The 22,132-nt window shown below is 53.7% G+C and carries 24 protein-coding genes; 16 read left to right on the top strand and 8 right to left on the bottom strand.

The window, feature by feature from the left end; translation table 11 throughout:
* Window positions 1-29: 29 nt before the first annotated feature.
* Together tapT and trxC are read right to left on the bottom strand one after the other, a co-directional pair.
* Complete coding sequence (gene tapT, locus MUU46_RS10935) at window positions 30-728, bottom strand: tRNA-uridine aminocarboxypropyltransferase (RefSeq protein WP_159760825.1); 699 nt, start codon at window positions 726-728, stop codon at window positions 30-32.
* 69 nt (window positions 729-797) lie between these two features.
* The gene (gene trxC / locus MUU46_RS10930; protein ID WP_159760823.1) at window positions 798-1,223 is read right to left on the bottom strand and encodes a thioredoxin TrxC; all 426 of its coding nucleotides are present in this window, start codon (window positions 1,221-1,223) and stop codon (window positions 798-800) included.
* 208 nt (window positions 1,224-1,431) lie between these two features.
* Here trxC and MUU46_RS10925 point away from each other — a divergent pair, with 208 nt between their 5' ends.
* Window positions 1,432-2,523: a tRNA/rRNA methyltransferase gene (locus MUU46_RS10925; RefSeq protein WP_159760821.1), complete on the top strand. Its 1,092-nt coding sequence runs from the start codon at window positions 1,432-1,434 to the stop codon at window positions 2,521-2,523.
* Between the two features lie 49 nt (window positions 2,524-2,572).
* Here MUU46_RS10925 and ung read toward each other — a convergent pair whose 3' ends face one another.
* The gene (gene ung, locus MUU46_RS10920) at window positions 2,573-3,262 is read right to left on the bottom strand and encodes a uracil-DNA glycosylase (protein ID WP_258965531.1); all 690 of its coding nucleotides are present in this window, start codon (window positions 3,260-3,262) and stop codon (window positions 2,573-2,575) included.
* A 318-nt stretch (window positions 3,263-3,580) separates the two neighbouring features.
* Here ung and grcA point away from each other — a divergent pair, with 318 nt between their 5' ends.
* Window positions 3,581-3,964, top strand: coding sequence for an autonomous glycyl radical cofactor GrcA (grcA, locus tag MUU46_RS10915; RefSeq protein WP_110508829.1), 384 nt, complete (start codon window positions 3,581-3,583; stop codon window positions 3,962-3,964).
* 190 nt (window positions 3,965-4,154) lie between these two features.
* Here the strand turns inward: grcA and srmB are convergent, their stop codons facing one another.
* Complete coding sequence (gene srmB, locus MUU46_RS10910; protein WP_258965530.1) at window positions 4,155-5,495, bottom strand: ATP-dependent RNA helicase SrmB; 1,341 nt, start codon at window positions 5,493-5,495, stop codon at window positions 4,155-4,157.
* A 134-nt stretch (window positions 5,496-5,629) separates the two neighbouring features.
* Between srmB and trmN the strand changes: the two genes are divergently transcribed.
* On the top strand, window positions 5,630-6,367 hold the full coding sequence (gene trmN, locus MUU46_RS10905; RefSeq protein WP_159760863.1) for a tRNA(1)(Val) (adenine(37)-N(6))-methyltransferase TrmN: 738 nt from the start codon (window positions 5,630-5,632) through the stop codon (window positions 6,365-6,367).
* Here the strand turns inward: trmN and nadB are convergent.
* On the bottom strand, window positions 6,352-7,971 hold the full coding sequence (gene nadB / locus MUU46_RS10900; protein ID WP_258965529.1) for an L-aspartate oxidase: 1,620 nt from the start codon (window positions 7,969-7,971) through the stop codon (window positions 6,352-6,354). The two genes, trmN and nadB, sit on opposite strands and share 16 nt — an antisense overlap.
* A 423-nt stretch (window positions 7,972-8,394) precedes the next feature.
* On the opposite strand from nadB, the gene rpoE reads away from it, so the two are divergent.
* From rpoE to acpS, 11 genes are all read left to right on the top strand, one after another.
* Window positions 8,395-8,970, top strand: a complete 576-nt coding sequence (rpoE, locus tag MUU46_RS10895; protein WP_159760813.1) for an RNA polymerase sigma factor RpoE — start codon at window positions 8,395-8,397, stop codon at window positions 8,968-8,970.
* Window positions 8,971-9,001: 31 nt separating this feature from the next.
* Window positions 9,002-9,661 carry an anti-sigma-E factor RseA gene (rseA, locus tag MUU46_RS10890; RefSeq protein WP_159760811.1) on the top strand — a complete coding sequence of 220 codons (660 nt, stop codon included), beginning with the start codon at window positions 9,002-9,004 and terminating at the stop codon, window positions 9,659-9,661.
* The gene (rseB, locus tag MUU46_RS10885; protein WP_159776346.1) at window positions 9,661-10,614 is read left to right on the top strand and encodes a sigma-E factor regulatory protein RseB; all 954 of its coding nucleotides are present in this window, start codon (window positions 9,661-9,663) and stop codon (window positions 10,612-10,614) included. The genes rseA and rseB overlap by 1 nt, the downstream gene beginning before the upstream one ends.
* Window positions 10,611-11,090, top strand: a complete 480-nt coding sequence (gene rseC / locus MUU46_RS10880) for a SoxR-reducing system protein RseC (RefSeq protein WP_159760807.1) — start codon at window positions 10,611-10,613, stop codon at window positions 11,088-11,090. Before rseB ends, rseC begins: the two co-directional genes overlap by 4 nt.
* Window positions 11,091-11,275: 185 nt before the next feature.
* The gene (gene lepA, locus MUU46_RS10875) at window positions 11,276-13,075 is read left to right on the top strand and encodes a translation elongation factor 4 (RefSeq protein WP_159760805.1); all 1,800 of its coding nucleotides are present in this window, start codon (window positions 11,276-11,278) and stop codon (window positions 13,073-13,075) included.
* Between the two features lie 17 nt (window positions 13,076-13,092).
* The gene (gene lepB / locus MUU46_RS10870; protein ID WP_159760803.1) at window positions 13,093-14,067 is read left to right on the top strand and encodes a signal peptidase I; all 975 of its coding nucleotides are present in this window, start codon (window positions 13,093-13,095) and stop codon (window positions 14,065-14,067) included.
* 223 nt (window positions 14,068-14,290) lie between these two features.
* Window positions 14,291-14,971, top strand: coding sequence for a ribonuclease III (gene rnc, locus MUU46_RS10865; RefSeq protein WP_159760801.1), 681 nt, complete (start codon window positions 14,291-14,293; stop codon window positions 14,969-14,971).
* The gene (gene era, locus MUU46_RS10860; protein ID WP_159760799.1) at window positions 14,968-15,873 is read left to right on the top strand and encodes a GTPase Era; all 906 of its coding nucleotides are present in this window, start codon (window positions 14,968-14,970) and stop codon (window positions 15,871-15,873) included. Before rnc ends, era begins: the two co-directional genes overlap by 4 nt.
* Before the next feature lie 10 nt (window positions 15,874-15,883).
* A complete protein-coding gene (gene recO, locus MUU46_RS10855) occupies window positions 15,884-16,600 on the top strand; it encodes a DNA repair protein RecO (RefSeq protein ID WP_159760797.1) in 717 nt (238 codons plus the stop codon).
* Between the two features lie 26 nt (window positions 16,601-16,626).
* Window positions 16,627-17,358 carry a pyridoxine 5'-phosphate synthase gene (gene pdxJ / locus MUU46_RS10850; protein WP_258965528.1) on the top strand — a complete coding sequence of 244 codons (732 nt, stop codon included), beginning with the start codon at window positions 16,627-16,629 and terminating at the stop codon, window positions 17,356-17,358.
* On the top strand, window positions 17,358-17,738 hold the full coding sequence (acpS, locus tag MUU46_RS10845) for a holo-ACP synthase (RefSeq protein ID WP_159760793.1): 381 nt from the start codon (window positions 17,358-17,360) through the stop codon (window positions 17,736-17,738). Before pdxJ ends, acpS begins: the two co-directional genes overlap by 1 nt.
* Here acpS and MUU46_RS10840 read toward each other — a convergent pair.
* Together MUU46_RS10840 and MUU46_RS10835 are read right to left on the bottom strand one after the other, a co-directional pair.
* Complete coding sequence (locus MUU46_RS10840; protein WP_159760791.1) at window positions 17,735-17,995, bottom strand: YfhL family 4Fe-4S dicluster ferredoxin; 261 nt, start codon at window positions 17,993-17,995, stop codon at window positions 17,735-17,737. The genes acpS and MUU46_RS10840 overlap by 4 nt on opposite strands.
* A gap of 56 nt (window positions 17,996-18,051) precedes the next feature.
* The gene (locus MUU46_RS10835; RefSeq protein ID WP_159760789.1) at window positions 18,052-18,900 is read right to left on the bottom strand and encodes a MurR/RpiR family transcriptional regulator; all 849 of its coding nucleotides are present in this window, start codon (window positions 18,898-18,900) and stop codon (window positions 18,052-18,054) included.
* A 258-nt stretch (window positions 18,901-19,158) separates the two neighbouring features.
* On the opposite strand from MUU46_RS10835, the gene yfhb reads away from it, so the two are divergent.
* Both yfhb and tadA read left to right on the top strand, forming a co-directional pair.
* The gene (gene yfhb / locus MUU46_RS10830; protein ID WP_258965527.1) at window positions 19,159-19,794 is read left to right on the top strand and encodes a phosphatidylglycerophosphatase C; all 636 of its coding nucleotides are present in this window, start codon (window positions 19,159-19,161) and stop codon (window positions 19,792-19,794) included.
* Window positions 19,795-19,848: 54 nt separating this feature from the next.
* Complete coding sequence (tadA, locus tag MUU46_RS10825) at window positions 19,849-20,355, top strand: tRNA adenosine(34) deaminase TadA (RefSeq protein WP_258965526.1); 507 nt, start codon at window positions 19,849-19,851, stop codon at window positions 20,353-20,355.
* Here tadA and mltF read toward each other — a convergent pair.
* Window positions 20,342-21,892 (bottom strand): membrane-bound lytic murein transglycosylase MltF, encoded by a 1,551-nt coding sequence (gene mltF, locus MUU46_RS10820; protein WP_258965525.1) that lies wholly within the window; start codon window positions 21,890-21,892, stop codon window positions 20,342-20,344. The genes tadA and mltF overlap by 14 nt on opposite strands.
* Window positions 21,893-22,132: the final 240 nt, after the last annotated feature.

Raw genomic sequence — 22,132 nt, 5'->3', positions numbered from 1 at the left:
CTCTCCTGGACGATCGTTCCTGAATGATTTTAAACGCTTTCTGGCTCCGTCACTGTGATGTTTCCCTTATGCTGAGGTTTTCCTGCCAGATAACGGGTGCGAAAACACTGAAAATGGTTGCCCAGTGCGCCAGCGGCTTCGGTGTCATTCGCTAAATCTAGCAGTGCGATCGCCACTTCTGCTGTGCAGTACTGACCTTCAGCATGCGCTTCCCGCAGCTGATAGGCAGAAACGCGTGATAAATCGACAGAAATCACTGGCAGGCCATCGAGATAAGGGCTTTTGCGGAACATCTTCCGCGCTTCGGCCCAAGTGCCATCGAGCATAATAAACAGCGGCGGTTTACCTGACGGGGGCGCGGTAATGACTTCACGTTCAGCCCCGGCATAAGACGCCGGAAAGACAACCATCGGCAGATAATCCGGATTGCGGACTAAATCGAGTAGCGCCTGAGGCGGCTCGGTGCGCGACCATTGAAAGGCTTCGGTATCGGGAAGAATATCGGCAATCAGGCGGCCAGTATTGCTCGGCTTCATCGGCTCGGTATCAAACATCACCAGACAAAAACGACTCCGGGCAGCAGAGGGCATGAGGGTTTCGCACAGGCACTGTTTCAGCGGTAAAAGACAGCGCTGGCATCGGCGAATACGATTTCCACGGGCAAGAAATGGGCGAGTGGCGCGGGTGAGGCGTTCGGCGCGCAGGCGGAGGACGGCGTTTTCAGTCATTTGGCGTTGTGCTGGAAAAACGCCATTGTCGCAGAGGGGAAAGCGGGGCACAAGACGTGCCCCGGCAGATCAGGCTTCGATAGCTTCGTTCAGCCAGCTGTCGAACGGAGCTTTGGGCACTGCACCGTTGAGCATGTCCAGCACTTCGCCTTTATGGAAAATCATAATGGTTGGGATGCTGCGAATACGGAAACGTGCGCTAAGTTCACGCTCAACTTCGGTATTTACTTTCACGAAACGCATTTGACCGCTGCGCTCTTCCGCGACGTCTTCGAAAATTGGCGCAAAGTTACGACATGGGCCGCACCACGGGGCCCAGAAATCAACCACGACAGGCAAATCGTCTTTCAACAATTTATCCAGCATTTCACCGGTAGCATTGATGACATCGCCATCAAACAGCTCGTGACCGCAGCGACCACACTTAGCGGAGTCGTTAATACGATCGTCGGGGATACGGTTAAGCGCCTGGCAACTGGCACAAACGGTATTCATAGCTAACCTCTGGGTAATCAGGTTGAGTCAATGGCCTGAGTGGCCGAAATGTTTCTTTAATGTTACGTATTATCGATGAGACTGTTTTAAAGGACAATGTGATTTATTCGATGAATATAATAGTCGCAGTCTTTGGTACGAAATCATGGCGAAGCTCGGACACATCGGGTAATCTTCGCGCTTCGCGCAGCGCAGGTGGAGAAAAAAGATGAACGACGAACTGAAAAATAAAAGCGGCAAGGTCAAAGTGATGTACGTCCGCAGTGATGATGACTCGGATAAACGCACGGAAAACCCGCGCACCGGTAAAGGCGCAGGTCGCAGCGGCCCGTCCCGTACCGAAGGTGGTCGTCGTCCTGCGCGCGATAGTCGTGATGGAAAGTCTCGCGATAGCAAACCGCGTGGCGGTGACCGGTTCCGCGATCGTGATAACTCACGTGACAGCGGACCGCGCGACGATAACCCATGGCGCACCGTTTCTCGCGCACCGGGCGCAGTCGTTGCAGACAAACCCGATCACGGTGGGATCAGCGGCAAGAGCTTTGTTGACCCAGAAGTTATCCGTCGTCAGCGCGCAGAAGAAACCCGTGTTTACGGTGAAAATGCCTGTCAGGCGTTGTTCCTGAGCCGTCCGGACTGCATCGTTCGCGCCTGGTTCATTCAGAGCGTGACCCCACGTTTCAAAGAAGCCCTGCGCTGGATGGCGGCAAACCGTAAAGCCTATCACGTGGTAGACGAAGCGGAGCTGGAGAAAGCTTCTGGCACCGAACACCACGGTGGCGTTTGCTTCCTGATTAAAAAGCGTAATGGCACCAGCGTTAAGCAGTGGGTAAGTGAAGCTGCTGCTGAAGACTGCGTACTGGCACTGGAAGATGTGGGTAACCCACACAACCTCGGCGCAATTATGCGTAGCTGCGCGCACTTCGGTGTGAAAGGTGTCGTGGTTCAGGATGCGGCAGTACTTGAATCCGGTGCTGCAATCCGTACCGCAGAAGGTGGCGCAGAGCACGTGCAGCCGATCACCGCTGACAGCTTTATTGACGCGTTGGATCAGTTCCGCAAAGCGGGCTACGCGATTGTGACCACTTCCAGCCATACAGGCACTCCGCTGTTCAAAGCGACAATGCCGAAGAAAATGGTACTGGTACTGGGTCAGGAACGTGATGGTTTGTCCGATGCCGCTCTTGAGTCTTCCGACCTGAGCGTCGCTATCAACGGAACCGGCAATGTAGAAAGCCTGAACGTTTCCGTCGCAACCGGCGTTCTGCTGGCCGAATGGTGGCGCCAGAACAAAGGCTGATGCTTCGGCCTTGCTAAAATGAAAATGCCAGCGTGATGCTGGCATTTTTTTATTCGCTTTCAGCCGGCAGCACCGGCATCCAGTCAATTGGCGGCTCGCCGCGTTGCGCCAGCCATTCGTTGGCCTGCACAAAGTGATTTGAGCCAAAGAAGCCACGATGGGCTGACAGCGGCGAAGGATGCGGTGCTTTCAGCACGTAATGACGCTCGCGGTCGATAATCGCGCCTTTCTTCTGCGCATGCGCACCCCACAGTAAAAAGACCACGCCTTCGCAATGTTCATTGATAAGGGCAATCACTTTATCGGTAAAGGTTTCCCAACCAAGGCTGGCGTGCGAATGTGCCTGGCCTGCGCGAACTGTCAGTACCGTGTTGAGCAACAGCACGCCCTGGTGCGCCCAGCTTTCCAGATAACCATGCGTCGGGCGAGTAAAGCCCGGAATGGTACCTTCCAGCTCTTTGTACATGTTTAACAAAGAAGGTGGCGTTGCAACACCTGGGAGAACGGAAAATGCCAGTCCATGTGCCTGGCCCGGGCCGTGATACGGATCCTGTCCGAGGATCACAACCTTCACATCTCGCAGTTCGGTATAGCGAAACGCATTGAACACATCTTTTTGCGCTGGATAAATTGTGGTTCCTGCCTGACGTTCCTCGGCAACGGTTGCCAGGGTATTGATGAAGTAGGGCAGTTCTTTTTCACTGGCTAGCACGTCGTGCCAGGTTAAAGGCGTGGTCATCTCGCTCTCCTGCGAATATCGTTGGCGATAGCTTAACGGCTTCTTTGTATGGAACAAAATTTTGTCAGCGGGAAAGTTTGCGCGATCTCAAATAAAGTTGAATGTTTACAAGCATAATTGTGTTTTACAGGTCTTGAAAATTGACTTAAAACAACAAAATTCATGGATGTACTCAGTACACACACTAATTCTATTGATTTAAATCAATGATTGCCGGGTGTCAGACTGATATATATACACTCAAGCAACAATGGTTTTACCAATTGGCCAGTGTCTGGCTAATGCAAAAACGAATAAATGAGCCTAGGGAGGCATCAAATGATTACTGGTATCCAGATTACTAAAGCTGCAAACGACGACCTGCTCAACTCTTTCTGGCTGCTCGACAGCGAGAAAGGCGAAGCGCGCTGCCTGGTAGCTAAAGGCGGTTTCACTGAAGATCAGGTTGTTGCGGTTAACGCACTGGGCGAAATCGAATACCGTGAAATTCCGGTGGACGTTCAGCCAGAAGTCCGCGTTGAAGGTGGTCAGCATCTGAACGTGAACGTTCTGCGTCGCGAAACTCTGATGGACGCCGTTGAGCATCCAGAAAAATACCCACAGTTGACCATCCGTGTTTCTGGTTACGCGGTGCGTTTCAACTCACTGACTCCAGAACAGCAGCGCGACGTTATCGCACGTACTTTCACCGAAAGCCTGTAATTTCTCAGGGGTGGGAAGTGACGGCGATCGGCTAAGTTAACGAAAGCCAAAACGCTCAGCACAGAACGGAGAATGACTCAGTCATTCTCCGTTTTTTTATGCGTGTTTCGGGATGGTGTCAGGCAAGAAGAGTGAGAAAAGGTGATGTAGGAAGGACAGAAAAAAGCCGGGAAATTTCCCGGCTCGCTTTTTACTCTTTAGTTTTCTTTGGCTCGGTCGCCGCGGCAGCGTCTGCACTTGGCTTACGGCGCTTACCGATGTTTTTGGCATCGCGATGGCGATTCTTCACGCGCGGTTTTTCTTTTTCCGCTTTTTTCTTCTCTTCGCGTTTAGCCATCACTTTCTTCGACGGCTTGCCTTGCAGTTTCTCGCTTGGGACACGAGTTTGCGGGCGCATTTCATCAACCACGCGAGCTTTCAGTGGTTCTTCAATGTAGCGGCCGATTTTGCTCAGCAGCAGATGGTCATGCGCTTCGACTAACGAAATAGCGATACCTTTACGTCCGGCACGGCCCGTACGGCCGATACGGTGCAGATAGGTATCACCGCTGCGTGGCATGTCGAAGTTGAAGACGTGGCTCACATCCGGAATGTCGATCCCGCGCGCAGCAACGTCGGTGGCAACCAGGACATTCACTCGGCCGTCGGTCAGGCGTAAAATAGCTTCGTTACGTTTGGCCTGAACCATCTCACCTTCGAGATAGCAGTTGTTGATGCCTTTCTCACGCAGCCAGCCTGCCAGCTCATGCACACGCTCACGTTTACGCACAAATACGATTGAACGTGTCGCGTCTTCTTGCTGAAGCAGGTGGATCAGCAGCGCCGTTTTATGCTGAACGTCATCGGCACGGTAGTACCACTGGTGGATTTTCTTACGTTCGCGGGTAGACGGCGTCGCAGACACTTCTACCGGATCTTGCAGCAGACGCTCGGAGAAGTTCTTGATGGCATCGCCTTCCAGCGTGGCAGAGAACAGCATGGTCTGCTTACGCCAGCGCGTTTCCGCAGCGATGGTTTCGATATCCTGGGCAAAGCCCATGTCCAGCATGCGGTCCGCTTCATCGAGGATCAGCGTTTCAACCGCGCGGCAGTCAAAGTTTTCTTCTTTGATGTACTGCAGCAGACGTCCGGTGGTGGCCACCACGATGTCCTGGTTTTCACTGAACACTTCAGCGTGGTTCATATAGGCCACGCCGCCGGTGATGGTAGCGATGTCTAAATGGGTATTTTTAGCCAGTTCGCGAGCATGGTCGGCAACCTGCATCGCCAGTTCGCGAGTTGGGGTCACAATCAGGATACGCGGCGGGCCGGATTTTTTGCGCGGGAAGTCGAGCAGGTGCTGCAACGCTGGCAGCAGATACGCCGCCGTTTTACCGGTGCCTGTCGGCGCAGAACCGAGGACATCACGGCCATCGAGCGCAGGCGGGATCGCAGCGGCCTGAATGGCGGTCGGGCGTGTGAAGCCTTTTTCCTGGAGCGCATCCAGAAGGCTATCGTCGAGTTCTAGTTCGGAAAAAGTCGTTACAGTCATGTTCTACCTCAGTATGGGCCGCCGATTATAGACGTTATGGCCGTAATCTTCATCTGTTTGTATGGCTATCTGTTCTCGGGTATTGTGCAGTACCCGATGCTCAGGGGATTTTATCAGGAAAAAGGTTGTTGATGATGAGTCAGTCTTCATCCGTGCTTCGTCGCAATGGATTTACGTTTAAGCAATTTTTTGTCGCTCACGATCGCTGTGCCATGAAGGTCGGGACGGACGGTATCCTGCTCGGTGCCTGGGCTCCTATTGCCCGGGTCAAACGGATCCTCGACATGGGGACCGGCAGTGGACTGCTGGCGTTAATGTTAGCGCAGCGTACGGAAAACACGGTGATGATTGATGCCGTTGAACTCGACGCCGACGCCGCTCTGCAAGCTGCGGAAAACGTCGCCGAGTCGCCGTGGGGGGATCGTATTCATATTCATACCGCCGATGTACAGCGGTGGCTGGTGGAAGAAAACAGCCGCTATGACCTGATTATCAGCAATCCTCCGTATTACGAGCAGGGCGTGGAATGTGCCACGCCTCAGCGCGAGCAGGCACGATATACCACCACCCTCGATCACGCGGCATTGCTGAACTGTGCGGCCAATGCGATTACCGAAGACGGTTTTTTCTGTGTGGTGTTGCCAGAGAATATCGGTAATGCATTTACCGAACGCGCGCTGTCGATGGGCTGGCATTTGCGTCTGCGAACCGACGTAGCAGAAACCGAACTGCGTCTGCCGCATCGCGCGCTGCTGGCCTTCTCGCCTCAGGCGGGCGAGTGTTTCAGCGACAGGCTGGTTATCCGGGGGCCAGAGCAGCAATATTCCGAGGGCTATACTGCGCTGACCCAGGCGTTTTACTTATTTATGTGAGTCAACGGAGAGAGTACCGACGGCCCTGAGTTTTCCTGCAATTCCGGATAATCCAGAGTGTAATGCAGGCCGCGACTCTCTTTACGCATCAGAGCGCAGCGCACGATTAGCTCCGCCACTTGCACCAAGTTTCGCAATTCAAGCAGGTTATTCGACACGCGGAAACGGGAGTAGTACTCGTCCAGTTCCTGCTGCAATAAGGTAATGCGACGCAGCGCGCGCTCCAGACGTTTGGTGGTGCGCACAATGCCGACATAGTCCCACATAAACAGCCGCAGTTCGTGCCAGTTATGCTGAATAACCACCAGTTCATCCGGATTATCTACCCGACTTTCATCCCAGGCAGGCAGCGAACTGACTTCTCGGGCATAAGGCATCCGTTTCTTGATATCTTCTGCCGCCGACCAGCCATACACCAGACACTCAAGCAGTGAATTTGACGCCATGCGATTGGCGCCATGCAGTCCGGTGTAGCTGACTTCGCCGATGGCATAAAGCCCGTCAACGTCAGTCCGACCAAAATCATCTACCATCACGCCGCCGCAGGTGTAATGCGCGGCGGGAACGATCGGCACCGGCTCTTTCGTCAGATCGATACCAAGACTCAGCAGTTTTTCGTGGATCATCGGGAAATGCTGACGGACAAATGCTTCCGGTTTGTGGCTGATGTCAAGATACATACAGTCCGCTCCGAGGCGTTTCATCTCATGATCAATTGCACGGGCGACAATATCACGCGGCGCCAGCTCTTCACGCTCGTCGAAGTCCGGCATAAAGCGCGAACCGTCCGGGCGTTTGAGCAGAGCACCTTCACCGCGCAGGGCTTCGGTCAGCAAGAAATTGCGCGCCTGCGGATGGTAAAGTGCGGTCGGGTGGAACTGATTGAACTCAAGATTCGCCACCCGGCAGCCCGCACGCCAGGCCATCGCAATTCCATCGCCGGAGGAAATATCCGGATTGGTGGTGTACTGATACACCTTCGAGGCGCCGCCGGTTGCCAGCACCACGGATTTTGCCGCGCAGGTTTCCACCGCTTCTTTATTGCGATTCCAGATCCATGCGCCAACGACTCTTCGCGTGCCGGGCAGGCCAATTTTGTCAGAGACGATCAGGTCCACGGCATTGCTGCGCTCAATCACCTGAATATTTGGGTGATTTAACGCTTTTCCAACAAGCGTTGTTTCGACCTCTTTCCCTGTAGCATCAGCGGCATGAAGTATACGGCGATGGCTGTGCCCGCCTTCGCGTGTCAGATGATAACTGGCTTCGCCATTGGCCTGGACTTCCGTATCAAACAGCACGCCCTGGTCAATAAGCCACTGGACGCACGGGCGCGCATTGCTGGCGACAAACGACACCGCGTGACGGTCGCAAAGCCCGGCCCCGGCAATCAGCGTATCGTCGACATGAGATTCAATGCTGTCCGTTTCGTCGAACACGGCGGCAATCCCGCCTTGGGCGTAAAACGTCGAACCTTCGCTGATGGGCCCTTTACTGAGTACGATGACTGAACTGTGCTCGGCGAGGCGCAGCGCAAGGGATAAACCGGCAGCACCGCTACCGACAATGAGCACATCACAGGAGAGATCGGGAGTCGTTGTCATGGTTTGTGTTTAATTTACTAAACAAGGTTCAGGCAATGTAGCACCAGAATCCCGCTTTTAGCACGATTATTTTTCTGTGTCGTTGTAATGGCTAAACAGGTAGGTTGGGTGGGAAAGTTTGTAAATCAAAGAAAATTATTGCGAAGCAGGTCGTTACCTTCAGATTTTATGATGAAAAAAAGGTGGCGTTACGGTACTCTGCAGACAGATTTCAGACGTTTATTGTGCGCCTGACACTTCATTTAGCAGTGGTAGACTTATAATGAGTGATAATGAACTGTCTATCCGCAGTCACAAAAAGCAAAGGCGTAACTGAACTTTACGATAATAGCCCACTCTAAGCTGTTGCTTGCTCATAGTGCAGTATGTGGAGTGGCGTTTTGATTACGCATGGGAATAAGGTTTGAGGAGACATTACCTCGGATGAGCGAGCAGTTAACGGATCAGGTCCTTGTCGAGCGGGTCCAAAAGGGAGATCAGAAGGCCTTCAACATGCTGGTGATACGCTATCAGCATAAAATGGCAAACCTGGTTTCCCGATACGTACCGTCTGGCGATGTGCCTGACGTAGTACAAGAGTCTTTTATAAAGGCCTATCGTGCGCTGGATTCGTTCCGGGGGGATAGTGCTTTCTATACATGGCTGTACCGAATCGCCGTGAACACGGCAAAAAATTACCTGGTTGCTCAGGGGAGACGCCCGCCAGCAAGTGATGTTGACGCGATTGAAGCAGAAAATTACGAAAGTGGCGGTGCGCTGAAAGAAATTTCGAACCCTGAGAACTTAATGTTGTCAGAAGAACTGAGACAAATAGTGTTCCGTACCATTGAGTCTCTCCCGGAAGATTTACGCATGGCAATCACGTTACGGGAGTTGGATGGCCTGAGCTATGAAGAGATAGCCGCTATCATGGATTGTCCAGTGGGTACGGTTCGCTCGCGCATTTTCCGTGCACGAGAAGCTATTGATAATAAAGTTCAACCGCTAATCAGGCGTTGACGATAGCGGAATACTGGAAAAGGTATTAGGCATGCAGAAAGAAAAACTTTCCGCCTTAATGGATGGTGAAACGCTGGATAACGAGTTGCTCAATGAGTTGACCCGTTCATCTGAGATGCAAAAAGCATGGGAGAGCTACCATCTTATCCGCGATACAATGCGTGGTGAGACGGCGCAGACTCTCAATTTTGATATTTCAGCCCGCGTTATGGCCGCTATTGAGAATGAACCTGTACGTCTGGCGACGCCGCTCATTCCTGAAGCCCAACCCGCACCGCACCAGTGGCAGAAAATGCCTTTCTGGAAAAAAGTGCGTCCGTGGGCCAGCTCCCTTACCCAAATGGGCGTTGCAGCTTGCGTATCACTTGCGGTGATCGTGGGCGTTCAGCACTACAACGGGCAATCCAATTCGACTGACCAACCTGAAACGCCAGTGTTTAACACGCTGCCGATGATGGGCAAAGCAAGCCCGGTCAGTCTTGGTGTTCCTGCCGATGCCAGCGCGAGCAGTAATGCGGGTACCGGTCAGCAGCAAGTCCAGGAACAGCGCCGCCGTATTAACGCGATGCTTCAGGACTACGAATTGCAGCGTCGTCTGCACTCCGAACAGCTTCAGTTTGAACAAGCCCAGACTCAGCAAGCCGCTGTTCAGGTGCCTGGATATCAAACGTTAGGAACGCAATCGCAGTAATGAAGCAACTTTGGTGTGCCATGTCTTTAATGGCTGGTAGCCTGTTCTTCTCCGCCAACGCCTCGGCAGATGTCTCGTCCGGGGCGTTGTTGCAGCAGATGAATCTGGCCAGCCAGTCGCTCAACTATGAGCTGTCGTTTGTCAGCATCAATAAGCAGGGCGTAGAGTCACTACGCTATCGTCACGCGCGTCTGAATAATCAGGCCCTGGCGCAGCTGCTGCAGATGGACGGTCCGCGCCGTGAAGTCGTCCAGCGCGGAAATGAAATCAGCTATTTCGAACCCGGTCTCGATCCCTTTACACTGAACGGCGATTACATCGTCGATTCACTGCCATCACTGGTCTATACCGACTTCAAACGCCTCGCACCATACTACGACTTCATCTCCGTGGGCCGCACCCGCATTGCCGACAGGCTGTGTGAGGTCATCCGCGTGGTGGCGCGTGACGGGACGCGCTACAGCTATATCGTGTGGCTGGATTCGGAAACCAAACTGCCGATGCGCGTCGACTTGCTGGACAGAGACGGTGAAACGCTCGAACAGTTCCGCGTTGTGGCGTTTAACGTCAGTGAGCAGGTGAGCAGCAATATGCAGACCCTCTCCACCGCGAGCCTGCCGCCGCTGCTGTCCGTGCCGGTTGGCGATAAAGTGAAATTCAGCTGGCTGCCGAGCTGGCTGCCGCAAGGGTTTGTTGAGGTTGCCGGAAGCCGTAGAACGTTGCCGACAATTGATACGCCGGTCGAGTCACGTCTTTATTCCGACGGGCTGTTTAGCTTCTCGGTGAACGTGAATCACGCCAATGCTAACAGCAGCGAGCAGGTCTTGCGTACCGGACGCCGTACCGTCAGTACGTCCGTTCGCGACAACTCTGAAATCACCATTGTAGGTGAGTTGCCACCGCAGACGGCGAAACGCATCGCGGACAGCATCAAATTTAAGGCGGCGCCATGATTAAAGAGTGGGCCACGGTTATCTCCTGGGGCGACGGCGTCGCGAAGGTGAGCTGTGACGTCAAATCCTCCTGTAGCAGTTGCTCTTCGCGAGCCGGGTGTGGCAGTAGGGTGCTCAACAAACTCGGACCCCAAACGGAACACACCATTACCGTACCCAGCGCTGAGCCGCTGATGGTGGGACAGAAAGTAGAGCTTGGCATCAGCGAGGGTAGCCTTTTGAGCTCCGCGGTGCTGGTCTACATGACTCCGCTACTGGGTCTTTTCGTCATGGCTGCGGTGTTCCAGCTGTTATTTGGCAGTGATTTAGCCGCGTTTGCAGGTGGTGTTTTAGGTGGTGTGGGGGGCTTTTTGGTTGCCCGTGGCCTTTCCCCAAAACTGGCTTCTCGTGAATCGTGGCAGCCGGTCATTATCAGCGTAGGTCTGCCGCCAAATATACTGCGCGTCGACGCCTCATCCTCTGAACTGAGCCAGTAATTACGCTGGCTTTTATCTTTATTTACATCTCCAGCAGGATCTCCCCACAACTAACCGCTAAGCTTGCCGGAAGAGCATTTCCTGGCGACGGAGATGTAGTGTAGAATGCGGCGTTTTCGAACGATCAAACGTCAGGCGCAGACCCGCGGCCTCCAGGAATTCGTAAGGCATAACTAACTCTAACTATGAAGAATATACGTAACTTTTCGATCATTGCTCACATCGACCACGGTAAATCGACGTTGTCTGACCGTATTATCCAGATTTGCGGTGGTCTTTCCGATCGTGAAATGGCGGCGCAGGTTCTTGATTCCATGGATCTGGAACGTGAACGCGGCATCACCATCAAAGCGCAGAGCGTGACCCTGGATTACAAAGCGACGGATGGTGAAACCTACCAGCTTAACTTCATCGATACCCCGGGCCACGTTGACTTCTCCTATGAAGTATCCCGTTCTTTGGCTGCCTGTGAAGGTGCACTGCTGGTGGTTGACGCCGGGCAGGGCGTAGAAGCACAGACGCTGGCCAACTGCTACACCGCGATGGAAATGAACCTGGAAGTGGTTCCCGTTCTTAACAAAATTGACCTGCCAGCGGCCGATCCGGAGCGCGTGGCGGAAGAAATTGAAGATATCGTCGGCATCGACGCCGCAGACGCTGTGCGCTGCTCGGCGAAAACCGGTGTGGGCGTGCCAGAAGTCTTAGAACGTCTGGTGCGTGATATCCCTGCACCTCAGGGCGATCCGGAAGCACCGCTGCAAGCGCTGATCATCGACTCCTGGTTTGATAACTACCTTGGCGTTGTATCGCTTATCCGTGTGAAAAACGGCACCCTGCGCAAAGGCGACAAAGTCAAAGTCATTAGTACTGGGCAGGTCTACAACGCAGACCGTCTGGGTATCTTCACCCCGAAACAGGTTGACCGTACCCAACTGAACTGCGGCGAAGTAGGCTGGCTGGTTTGTGCGATCAAAGACATCTTGGGCGCGCCAGTTGGCGATACTCTGACGCTGTCCCGTAATCCGGCTGACAAAGCGCTGCCGGGCTTCAAGAAAGTCAAACCTCAGGTTTACGCGGGCCTGTTCCCGGTCAGTTCCGATGATTACGAGAACTTCCGTGACGCGCTGGGCAAATTGAGCCTCAACGATGCTTCTCTGTTCTACGAGCCAGAAAGCTCAACGGCGCTGGGCTTCGGCTTCCGCTGTGGCTTCCTCGGCCTGCTGCACATGGAAATCATCCAGGAGCGTCTGGAGCGTGAATACGACCTGGATCTGATCACCACCGCGCCGACGGTAGTGTATGAGGTGCAAAACACCAATAATGAAATTATCTACGTCGACAGCCCGTCTAAGCTGCCGCCGCTGAATAACATTGAAGAGCTGCGCGAGCCTATCGCTGAGTGTCACATGCTGCTGCCGCAGGAATATCTCGGCAACGTCATGACTCTGTGCGTGGAGAAACGTGGCGTGCAGACCAACATGGTTTACCACGGTAACCAGGTTGCTCTGACCTATGAGATCCCAATGGCTGAAGTGGTACTCGATTTCTTCGACCGTCTGAAGTCCACCTCCCGTGGCTATGCGTCACTGGATTACAACTTCAAACGCTTCCAGGCGTCCAACATGGTGCGTGTTGATGTGCTGATCAACGGCGAGCGTGTTGATGCCCTGGCGCTGATCACCCATAACGACAATGCACCGTATCGCGGTCGTGAACTGGTTGAAAAGATGAAAGAACTGATCCCACGTCAGCAGTTTGATATCGCGATCCAGGCGGCGATCGGCAACCACATCATTGCGCGTTCTACTGTGAAACAGCTGCGTAAAAACGTTCTGGCTAAATGCTACGGCGGCGACGTCAGCCGTAAGAAAAAGCTGCTGCAGAAACAGAAAGACGGTAAAAAACGTATGAAACAGGTTGGTAACGTTGAGCTGCCACAGGAAGCGTTCCTCGCCATTCTGCATGTCGGAAAAGACGGTAAATAACCAATAAAGGAGTTGGCATGGCGAACATGTTTGCCCTGATCCTGGTCATTGCGACCCTGGTGACAGGGATTTTATGGTGCCTGGATAAGTTTATTTTTGCACCAAAACGCCGTGAACGTCAGGCCGCTGCGCAGGTTGCAGCGGGTGATACGCTGGATAAAAAGACGTTGAAGAAAGTTGGCCCGAAACCGGGCTGGCTGGAAACGGGCGCATCGGTATTCCCGGTGCTGGCTATCGTGCTGATTGTGCGCTCATTTATTTATGAGCCATTCCAGATCCCGTCAGGATCCATGATGCCAACGCTGCTAATCGGTGACTTTATTCTGGTGGAGAAATTCGCCTACGGAATCAAAGACCCGATTTATCAGAATACGTTAATTGAAACCGGTCATCCGAAACGGGGTGATGTCGTGGTGTTCAAATATCCGGAAGATCCGCGTCTTGATTATATTAAGCGCGCTGTTGGTCTGCCGGGTGACAAAGTGACGTACGATCCTATCGCCAAAGAAGTCACCATTCAGCCAAACTGCAGTTCGGGTCAGGCGTGTGGTAACGCACTGCCGGTGACGTACTCCGATGTTGAGCCGAGCGATTTCGTACAGACCTTTGCTCGTCGTAACGGCGGCGAAGCGACTAGCGGTTTCTGGCAGTTGCCGAAAGGTGAGAACAAAGACAACGGCGTGCGTCTGAGCGAGCGCAAGGAAACGCTCGGTGATGTCACACACCGTATTCTGACTGTGCCAATCGCGCAGGACCAGCTGGGTATGTACTACCAACAGCAGGGCCAGCAGCTGGCGACCTGGGTTGTTCCACCGGGACACTACTTCATGATGGGTGACAACCGAGATAACAGCGCAGACAGCCGTTACTGGGGCTTTGTCCCGGAAGCGAATCTGGTCGGCAAAGCGGTTGGCATCTGGATGAGTTTCGAAAAACAGGAAGGTGAATGGCCGACGGGCGTACGCTTAAGTCGTATCGGCGGTATTCATTAATTTCTGACTTTTGTTCATGCTGCCATGATTATCGTGGCAGCATGAATTATTTCGAATATAAATACCTTCCAGCTAACGACATCCCTACGCGTTGCGTATAGAATGTCCCCCCGAAGTTTTAGGTTGGTACCCATCAGGGATCCACGGCACACGAAACCGCGTTGGCTTTTTCAGGTCGGTTTCGTGTGCTGCATTATTGACGCATTCATCTATTTGGTAACGCATGAACCCCATCGTAATTAATCGGCTTCAACGGAAGCTGGGCTACACTTTTCAACATCAGGATCTGTTGCAGCAGGCTTTAACCCATCGAAGCGCGAGCAGTAAGCATAATGAACGCCTCGAATTCCTGGGTGACTCTATTTTAAGTTACGTCATCGCCAACGCGTTGTATCACCGTTTTCCGCGCGTAGACGAAGGTGATATGAGCCGTATGCGTGCCACGCTTGTGCGTGGAAATACGCTGGCCGAAATCGCCCGTGAATTTGAACTGGGTGAGTGCCTGCGTCTTGGTCCGGGTGAGCTGAAAAGCGGAGGCTTCCGCCGTGAATCTATTCTGGCTGATACCGTTGAAGCGCTGATCGGCGGCGTGTTCCTCGACAGCGATATTCAAAATGTCGAAAGGCTGATCCTGAGCTGGTATCAAACCCGCCTGGATGAAATCAGCCCAGGTGATAAGCAAAAAGATCCGAAAACACGTTTGCAGGAATATTTACAGGGTCGTCACTTGCCACTGCCTTCCTATCTGGTTGTGCAGGTGCGTGGCGAAGCCCACGATCAGGAATTTACTATCCACTGCCAGGTCAGCGGCCTGAGTGAACCGGTAGTTGGCACAGGTTCCAGTCGCCGCAAGGCGGAGCAGGCTGCCGCCGAACAGGCGCTGAAAAAACTGGAGCTGGAATGAGCGACGAAAAGAGTTACTGCGGGTTTATTGCCATCGTTGGACGTCCCAACGTCGGCAAATCCACGCTGCTGAACAATCTGCTTGGGCAGAAGATATCCATTACCTCACGCAAAGCGCAAACCACGCGCCACCGCATCGTCGGTATCCATACCGAAGGGGCTTATCAGGCGATTTACGTCGATACCCCGGGTCTGCATATTGAAGAGAAGCGTGCCATCAACCGTCTGATGAACAAAGCTGCGAGCAGCTCTATCGGTGACGTTGAGCTGATTATCTTCGTGGTGGAAGGCACTCGCTGGACTGCCGACGATGAAATGGTGCTGAACAAGCTCCGTGGCGGTCGTGCGCCGGTTATTCTGGCTATCAACAAAGTGGATAACGTACAGGAAAAAGCTGACCTGCTGCCGCATCTGCAGTTCCTCGGTAAGCAGATGAACTTCCTGGATATCGTGCCTATCTCTGCGGAAACCGGCTTCAACGTCGATACCATGGCAGGCATCGTGCGTAAGCATCTGCCGGAAGCGATACATCACTTCCCTGAAGATTACATCACTGACCGTTCCCAGCGTTTCATGGCTTCTGAAATCATCCGTGAAAAACTGATGCGTTTCCTGGGTGCCGAACTGCCGTACTCCGTCACGGTAGAAATCGAGCGTTTCCAGACTAACGAACGCGGTGGGTATGACATTCACGGTTTGATCCTGGTGGAACGTGAAGGCCAGAAAAAGATGGTGATTGGCAACAAAGGTTCCAAAATCAAAACCATCGGAATCGAAGCCCGCAAAGATATGCAGGAGATGTTCGAATCCCCTGTACACCTTGAACTGTGGGTGAAAGTGAAATCTGGCTGGGCCGATGACGAGCGTGCACTGCGTAGTCTCGGTTATGTCGACGATCTTTAAGTAAACCCCGATGGAAGGCTGGCAGCGCGCATTCGTTCTGCATAGTCGTCCCTGGAGCGAAACCAGTCTTATTCTGGACGTCTTCACGGAAGAGTCGGGCCGCGTGCGCCTTGTTGCTAAAGGTGCACGTTCCAAACGTTCAAATCTTAAAGGTGCGCTTCAGCCCTTTACTCCCTTGCTGGTTCGTTTTGGTGGCCGCGGTGATGTCAAAACGCTGCGCAGTGCCGAAGCTGTCTCTCTCGCACTTCCTCTCAGCGGTATCGCGCTTTATAGCGGTTTATACGTCAACGAACTCATCTCTCGCGTGCTGGAAAACGAAACCCGTTTCTCCGAGCTCTTTTTCGATTATCTGCACTGTATTCAGGCGCTGGCCGGGGTGACCGGTACGCCGGAGCCTGTGCTGCGTCGCTTTGAGCTGGCGCTGCTGGCGCATCTTGGATATGGCGTGGATTTCCTGCATTGTGCGGGCAGCGGTGAGGCAGTGGAAGACACCATGACCTACCGTTATCGTGAAGAAAAAGGTTTTATCGCAAGCGTAGTGATTGATAACAACACGTTTACCGGGCACCATTTGAAGGCTCTCGCCAACCGCGAATTCCCCGATGTGGATGCATTGCGGGCGGCGAAGCGCTTCACCCGTATGGCACTCAAGCCGTATCTGGGAGGAAAGCCGCTCAAAAGCCGCGAACTGTTCCGACAGTTTGTGCCAAAGCGTCAGGAACCGTAGAACCAAAATCAAAAACGAGGATTGTCATGGCTGAATTACTGTTAGGCGTCAACATTGACCATATCGCTACGCTGCGTAACGCACGCGGCACCGCGTATCCGGACCCGGTTCAGGCTGCGTTTATCGCCGAGCAGGCGGGTGCCGATGGCATCACGGTACATCTGCGTGAAGACCGTCGCCACATCACCGACCGCGACGTGCGTATTCTGCGCCAGACCCTCGATACCCGCATGAACCTCGAAATGGCCGTTACCGAAGAAATGCTGACGATTGCCTGTGAAACCAAACCGCATTTCTGCTGCCTGGTGCCGGAAAAGCGTCAGGAAGTGACCACCGAAGGCGGGCTGGACGTTGCCGGGCAGCTCGACAAAATGCGCGACGCCTGCAAACGTCTGGCGGATGCCGGGATCCTGGTGTCACTGTTTATCGACGCCGACCGCGCACAAATTAAAGCCGCTGCCGACGTGGGTGCGCCGTACATTGAAATCCACACTGGTTGTTATGCCGACGCGGAAAGTGAAGCGCAGCAGGTAAAAGAGCTGGAACGTATCGCCAGTGCGGCGACCTACGCGGCGGGCCTCGGCTTGAAAGTCAACGCCGGGCATGGCCTGACCTATCACAACGTCAAAGCCATTGCCGCGCTGCCGGAAATGCACGAACTGAATATCGGTCACGCGATTATCGGCCGTGCGGTAATGAGCGGCCTGAAAGAAGCTGTTTCAGAAATGAAGCGTCTGATGCAGGAAGCGCGTCGCTAATGGCGATCGTCGGTATCGGCACCGATATCGTTGAAATTACCCGTATTGAAGCGGTGATCGCTCGCAGCGGCGATCGCCTTGCTCGGCGGGTGCTCAGCGAAGGTGAATGGAAAATCTGGGAAACGCATCAGCAGCCGGTGCGCTTTCTCGCCAAGCGGTTCGCGGTGAAAGAGGCTGCATCAAAAGCGCTCGGCACCGGTATCCGTAACGGACTGGCGTTTGAACAGTTTGAAGTTTACAACGATGAGCTGGGCAAACCGAAGCTGCGACTCTGGGGCGCAGCCAGCGAGCTGGCCGTTCAGCTGGGCGTGGCCCATATTCACGTCACGCTGGCGGACGAACGTCATTACGCCTGCGCAACGGTGATAATGGAGAGTTAGATTTTATCCGCGTGGTGCAGCTGGACGAACTTATCCCACAGCTGCTCTTCGTTTTCAACGTGCTCAGGATTGACGATGATGGTGTTGGGGATAGGGCACACTTTCTGACAGGTCGGCGTTTCGTAATGGCCGACACATTCCGTGCAGCGATCGCTGTTAATCTCATAAATGCTATTGCCCATCGAAATCGCCTCGTTAGGGCATTCCGGTTCGCACATATCGCAATTGATGCATTTTTTGGTAATTAACAGCGCCATACAGAAATTCTCAGAAACAACACAAACAGGGCGGGCATTATACGCTCATTCCTTGCTCAAACCAGCTTTTTCACCAGTGCCTCGCTGTGCCGAATTCTGTCCGGCGCGTGTTCCAGATCCTGCTGAACCAGCCCCATAAACAGCAAATCGGTGAGCATCATCTGCGCGCTGGTGGAGGAAATCGCCGCGCTGCGCGTCGCAAGTTCTTCCGCGATGGTATACAGACAATGGCTCGCCCGCTGCTGTAGCGCGTTCGGTGAGAAACCGGTGATTGCCAGAATTTTTCCGCCCACGCGCAGCGTTTCGTCCGCCGCGAGGTTTATCTCCCGCCGTTCACCAGAATAGGAAATCGCCAGCAGTAAATCATCAGAGGTCATCGCCTGTACTGTAGCCAGTAACGCGTGCATGTCCTGCTCGGCAACGGCGTTAAAACCAATCTTCATTAACTTCCAGCTGAAGTTTTGCGCCACCAGGCCTGAAGCACCGATCCCGGTCAGCACGATGCGCCGGGCATTACGCAGCAAATCAACGCTTTCCCGCAGCTTCTCTTCGGTATTCACATCCAGCGACGCATGCATCGCTGAGATATTGTCTTTGATGAGTTTCTCACCCACCAGACGCAGCGGATCGTCGCCGCGAATTTGATTATGAACCGGCACTGACTGCGGATGAGGATTGCTGGCCAACGCTTCGCTCAGCGCCAGTTTAAGTGCTGGAAACCCCTTAAACCCCAGTTTCTGGGCGAACTTCACCACGCTAGACTGGCTGACACCGGCTACGCCTGCCAGCTGCTGCGAGCTGAGATGGCGCGCCTCGTCCGGCTGCGTCAGGATGAAATCCGCCAGCTTTTTATCACTTTGCGCAAGCCCGGAATAACGCTGGCGAATACGAATCAAACAGTTCATTGGCTCTCCAGAGGGCCGGACAACGGCCGCCTGTCAGAATTTTGTCTTTGATTATAGGGGATTGTGATGCACACACGGCTCATTACGGAATAGTCGTGCTGCGTCCTTAACCGATTCATTATTTTAATCAAAAGGATACGCTGTCTCCCTCACAAGGGAAAGACGCATTGCGGATCGTTTTTGGAAATGTGAGGTTCTGGCTGTTAGGCTATTTGACAGGAATGACTCATACGCGCTGACCTTTTTAAGGAGAACAGTTTGGTAAGCAACTCGCGTCGGGTAGTGTTTTTTGATCTGGATGGTACGCTGCATCAGCAGGATATGTTTGGCAGCTTTTTACGGTATCTGTTGCGGCATAACCCGTTCAATGTGCTTTTGGTTCTGCCGGTATTACCGGTGATTGGCGTCGCGCTGCTGGTGAAAGGGCGTGCGGCGCGCTGGCCGATGAGCTTGCTGCTGTGGGCCGCAACGTTTGGGCACGGCGAAGCGCGGCTGAAGGCCATTGAAGCCAAATTTGTGCTGTGGTTCCGCGGACATGTGACGGCATTCCCGGTGGTGCATCAGCGCCTCACTGAATACCTGACCAGCTCCGATGCCGACGTCTGGCTGATAACCGGTTCGCCCAAATCGCTGGTAGAGCAGGTCTATGTTGATACGCCGTGGTTGCCACGGGTGAATCTCATCGCCAGCATGACCGAGCGACGTTACGGTGGCTGGGTGCTAACGCTGCGCTGTTTAGGCCATGAAAAAGTGGCGCAGCTTGAGCAGAAAATCGGCACGCCGCTACGCCTGTATAGCGGTTACAGCGACAGCAATCAGGACAACCCGCTGCTTTATTTCTGCCAGCACCGTTGGCGGGTGACGCCGCAGGGTAATCTACAACAGCTGGAGTAAAAAACTGCTCCGCTGTGTATAATGCGCCCCGTTTGTAAACCCGGAGTAGTCGCTTTGTCTGATATCGAACTGAACCACGAACACTGGATGCGTCATGCGCTAACTCTTGCCCAACGAGCCTGGGAAGAAGGGGAGGTGCCGGTCGGGGCGGTGCTGGTTTATCAGAATCAGGTGATTGGCGAAGGCTGGAACCGCCCGATTGGGCGTCATGACCCGACGGCGCACGCTGAAATCATGGCGCTGCGACAGGGCGGGATGGTGTTACAGAACTATCGTCTGATAGACACCACGCTGTACGTAACCCTTGAACCGTGCGTGATGTGCGCCGGGGCGATGGTACACAGCCGTATCGGACAGCTGGTATTTGGCGCGCGCGATGCTAAAACCGGGGCTGCGGGTTCATTGATTGATGTACTGCATCATCCGGGCATGAATCATCGGGTAGAGATAACGGAAGGGGTGCTGGCGGATGACTGTTCGTCAATGCTAAGCGATTTCTTCCGTCATCGTCGTGAGCAGAAAAAATCCCTCAAACGCGCTACACACGCTAACGACGCGTAAAATCGATCAGGCTGTTCGGGTGCTTTACTTCTATCTGACCGCTGCGTTCATCGGAATGCAGCGAGATAAATGGCAGCACGCCGAGGCTAGTGTGATTTAACTCGTTTGGCCTGACTGCCGGATAATCCTGCGCGTACTCCACTTCCTGCGCCGCTTTCTTCTCTTTTTCCAGCAAATAGCCGACCAGGCTTATCTGATACTTACGGATGTTTTCCACGTAAGCGTAGGCTTCATGCCCGCGCGCATAGCCGTATGTCAGACGCGTGTAGTAAGGCTTCTGGCTGAGAAGCGGCAGGCGCTGCTTCACATCGGCCCAGCTATCAGGATTGCCTTTTTGTTTCGCGGTTAGCGCCCGGGCATCGAGCATATGCGCATACCCCATGTTATATGCCGCCAGCGCAAACCAAATCCGTTCCTCTTTCGGCACCGTCTCCGGCACCTTCTCCATCATGTCCTGTAAATAACGCATCCCGCCGCTGATGCTCTGTTCGGCATCGGTTCGGTCGGTCAGGCCCAGACTTTGCGCGGTATTTTTGGTCAGCATCATCATGCCGCGCACGCCGGTTGGGGAGGTCGCCAGCGGGTCCCAATGGGATTCCTGCCAGGCAATGGCTGCCAGCAGACGCCAGTCAATTTCCTCGGCGTACTTCTGGAACAGTGGCTCAAAATCGGGCAGCAGATTATCTACCGCACGCAGGAAGGTGCGGGTATCGAAATAGTCGAAGTCGTCGCCGTGGCCGAGATACTTCTCTTCAAGGCGCGCCAGGGTCCCGTCTTCATTAATGTTGTTGAAGAAATCGAGCATCGCTGCAGGCAGCGTGTTATCGCTATCCTTCAGGCTAAACCAGGTGACAGGCTGTTCATCCGTGATATCCAGCGCCACCGCCAGCTCCGGGTGAACGCGCTGGAACAGGCTGATCGCCACCGAATCGGCAATAGTGTAATCGAGCTTACCGTCGATAATATCGTCCATCAGCTCAACGCTGCCGCGCTTATCGTCCACCGCCCATTCGAGGTTAGGGTACTTTTTCACCTTCAGAAACTGTAAATCGGTGATCGCCACGTGGCCCGGGGCAATGGTTAATTGCTGTGCGGTGATATTATCTAGTGTCCGCGGACGGAAACTGCCTTTGCGGTAAACCAACTGCTGAGATACTGAGTAGTACGCCGGGCCAGCCTGATAGTTTTTGGTGCGCTCGCTGTTGTACACCAGACCGGCGGCCAGCATATCGGCATCGTCGTTATCGAGGTCATCAAACAGCTGACTGATGTTCTGGCGAACGGTGATTTTGAGCTTAACGCCAAGATAATTGGCAAATTGCTGAGCCAGTTCGTAGTCGAGGCCGTAATCTTTTTCGTTAATGCTGGCGAACGTCAGAGGAGAAACCAGGGTACTGACGCGCAGCTCACCGCGCGCCTGGATAGCGGCGATGCGATTCTCTGGTTTGCTGAACCAGGGAATAGAGGGCCATAGCGCCGCTGCCAGTAGCAGGGTGACAATGCCGATAAACAGATAATTAATCTTTAATTTTTTCAATTAGTTAATTCTCTGTGAAGAGAGCGATCTCAGGCAATAGTTACCGTGTTAAAGTTTAGGGGCAATTCAGAATGAGCGGCATTTTGCTTAACAATGCCGCAGTTGGCAACCCATTCATGCATTTCACCGCATCGGGTGGTAAAACGCAGCGGCAATTTTATTTTGACGCAAACGGTTACGTCGCTGCTTCAGATCCACTATAATGGCGCCCGTTTTCCGCCATTGCGCACACTGAAACCC

The organism is Scandinavium tedordense (assembly GCF_024764965.1).
GTDB classification, from domain to species: domain Bacteria; phylum Pseudomonadota; class Gammaproteobacteria; order Enterobacterales; family Enterobacteriaceae; genus Scandinavium; species Scandinavium tedordense.
The sequence above is the reverse complement of the archived record's forward strand: the minus strand, read 5'-3'. Positions and strand labels throughout refer to the sequence as shown.

Bases quoted from the DNA above. Each gene is read 5' to 3' on its own strand.
- lepB (WP_159760803.1), top strand. From the start codon at position 13,093: ATGGCGAACATGTTTGCCCTGATCCTGGTCATTGCGACCCTGGTGACA.
- tapT (WP_159760825.1), bottom strand. From the start codon at position 728: ATGACTGAAAACGCCGTCCTCCGCCTGCGCGCCGAACGCCTCACCCGC.
- pdxJ (WP_258965528.1), top strand. From the start codon at position 16,627: ATGGCTGAATTACTGTTAGGCGTCAACATTGACCATATCGCTACGCTG.
- nadB (WP_258965529.1), bottom strand. From the start codon at position 7,971: ATGACAACGACTCCCGATCTCTCCTGTGATGTGCTCATTGTCGGTAGC.
- MUU46_RS10835 (WP_159760789.1), bottom strand. From the start codon at position 18,900: ATGAACTGTTTGATTCGTATTCGCCAGCGTTATTCCGGGCTTGCGCAA.
- ung (WP_258965531.1), bottom strand. From the start codon at position 3,262: ATGACCACGCCTTTAACCTGGCACGACGTGCTAGCCAGTGAAAAAGAA.
- MUU46_RS10840 (WP_159760791.1), bottom strand. From the start codon at position 17,995: ATGGCGCTGTTAATTACCAAAAAATGCATCAATTGCGATATGTGCGAA.
- MUU46_RS10925 (WP_159760821.1), top strand. From the start codon at position 1,432: ATGAACGACGAACTGAAAAATAAAAGCGGCAAGGTCAAAGTGATGTAC.
- grcA (WP_110508829.1), top strand. From the start codon at position 3,581: ATGATTACTGGTATCCAGATTACTAAAGCTGCAAACGACGACCTGCTC.
- recO (WP_159760797.1), top strand. From the start codon at position 15,884: ATGGAAGGCTGGCAGCGCGCATTCGTTCTGCATAGTCGTCCCTGGAGC.
- rpoE (WP_159760813.1), top strand. From the start codon at position 8,395: ATGAGCGAGCAGTTAACGGATCAGGTCCTTGTCGAGCGGGTCCAAAAG.
- trxC (WP_159760823.1), bottom strand. From the start codon at position 1,223: ATGAATACCGTTTGTGCCAGTTGCCAGGCGCTTAACCGTATCCCCGAC.
- acpS (WP_159760793.1), top strand. From the start codon at position 17,358: ATGGCGATCGTCGGTATCGGCACCGATATCGTTGAAATTACCCGTATT.
- era (WP_159760799.1), top strand. From the start codon at position 14,968: ATGAGCGACGAAAAGAGTTACTGCGGGTTTATTGCCATCGTTGGACGT.
- rseB (WP_159776346.1), top strand. From the start codon at position 9,661: ATGAAGCAACTTTGGTGTGCCATGTCTTTAATGGCTGGTAGCCTGTTC.
- rseA (WP_159760811.1), top strand. From the start codon at position 9,002: ATGCAGAAAGAAAAACTTTCCGCCTTAATGGATGGTGAAACGCTGGAT.
- lepA (WP_159760805.1), top strand. From the start codon at position 11,276: ATGAAGAATATACGTAACTTTTCGATCATTGCTCACATCGACCACGGT.
- rseC (WP_159760807.1), top strand. From the start codon at position 10,611: ATGATTAAAGAGTGGGCCACGGTTATCTCCTGGGGCGACGGCGTCGCG.
- rnc (WP_159760801.1), top strand. From the start codon at position 14,291: ATGAACCCCATCGTAATTAATCGGCTTCAACGGAAGCTGGGCTACACT.
- trmN (WP_159760863.1), top strand. From the start codon at position 5,630: ATGAGTCAGTCTTCATCCGTGCTTCGTCGCAATGGATTTACGTTTAAG.
- srmB (WP_258965530.1), bottom strand. From the start codon at position 5,495: ATGACTGTAACGACTTTTTCCGAACTAGAACTCGACGATAGCCTTCTG.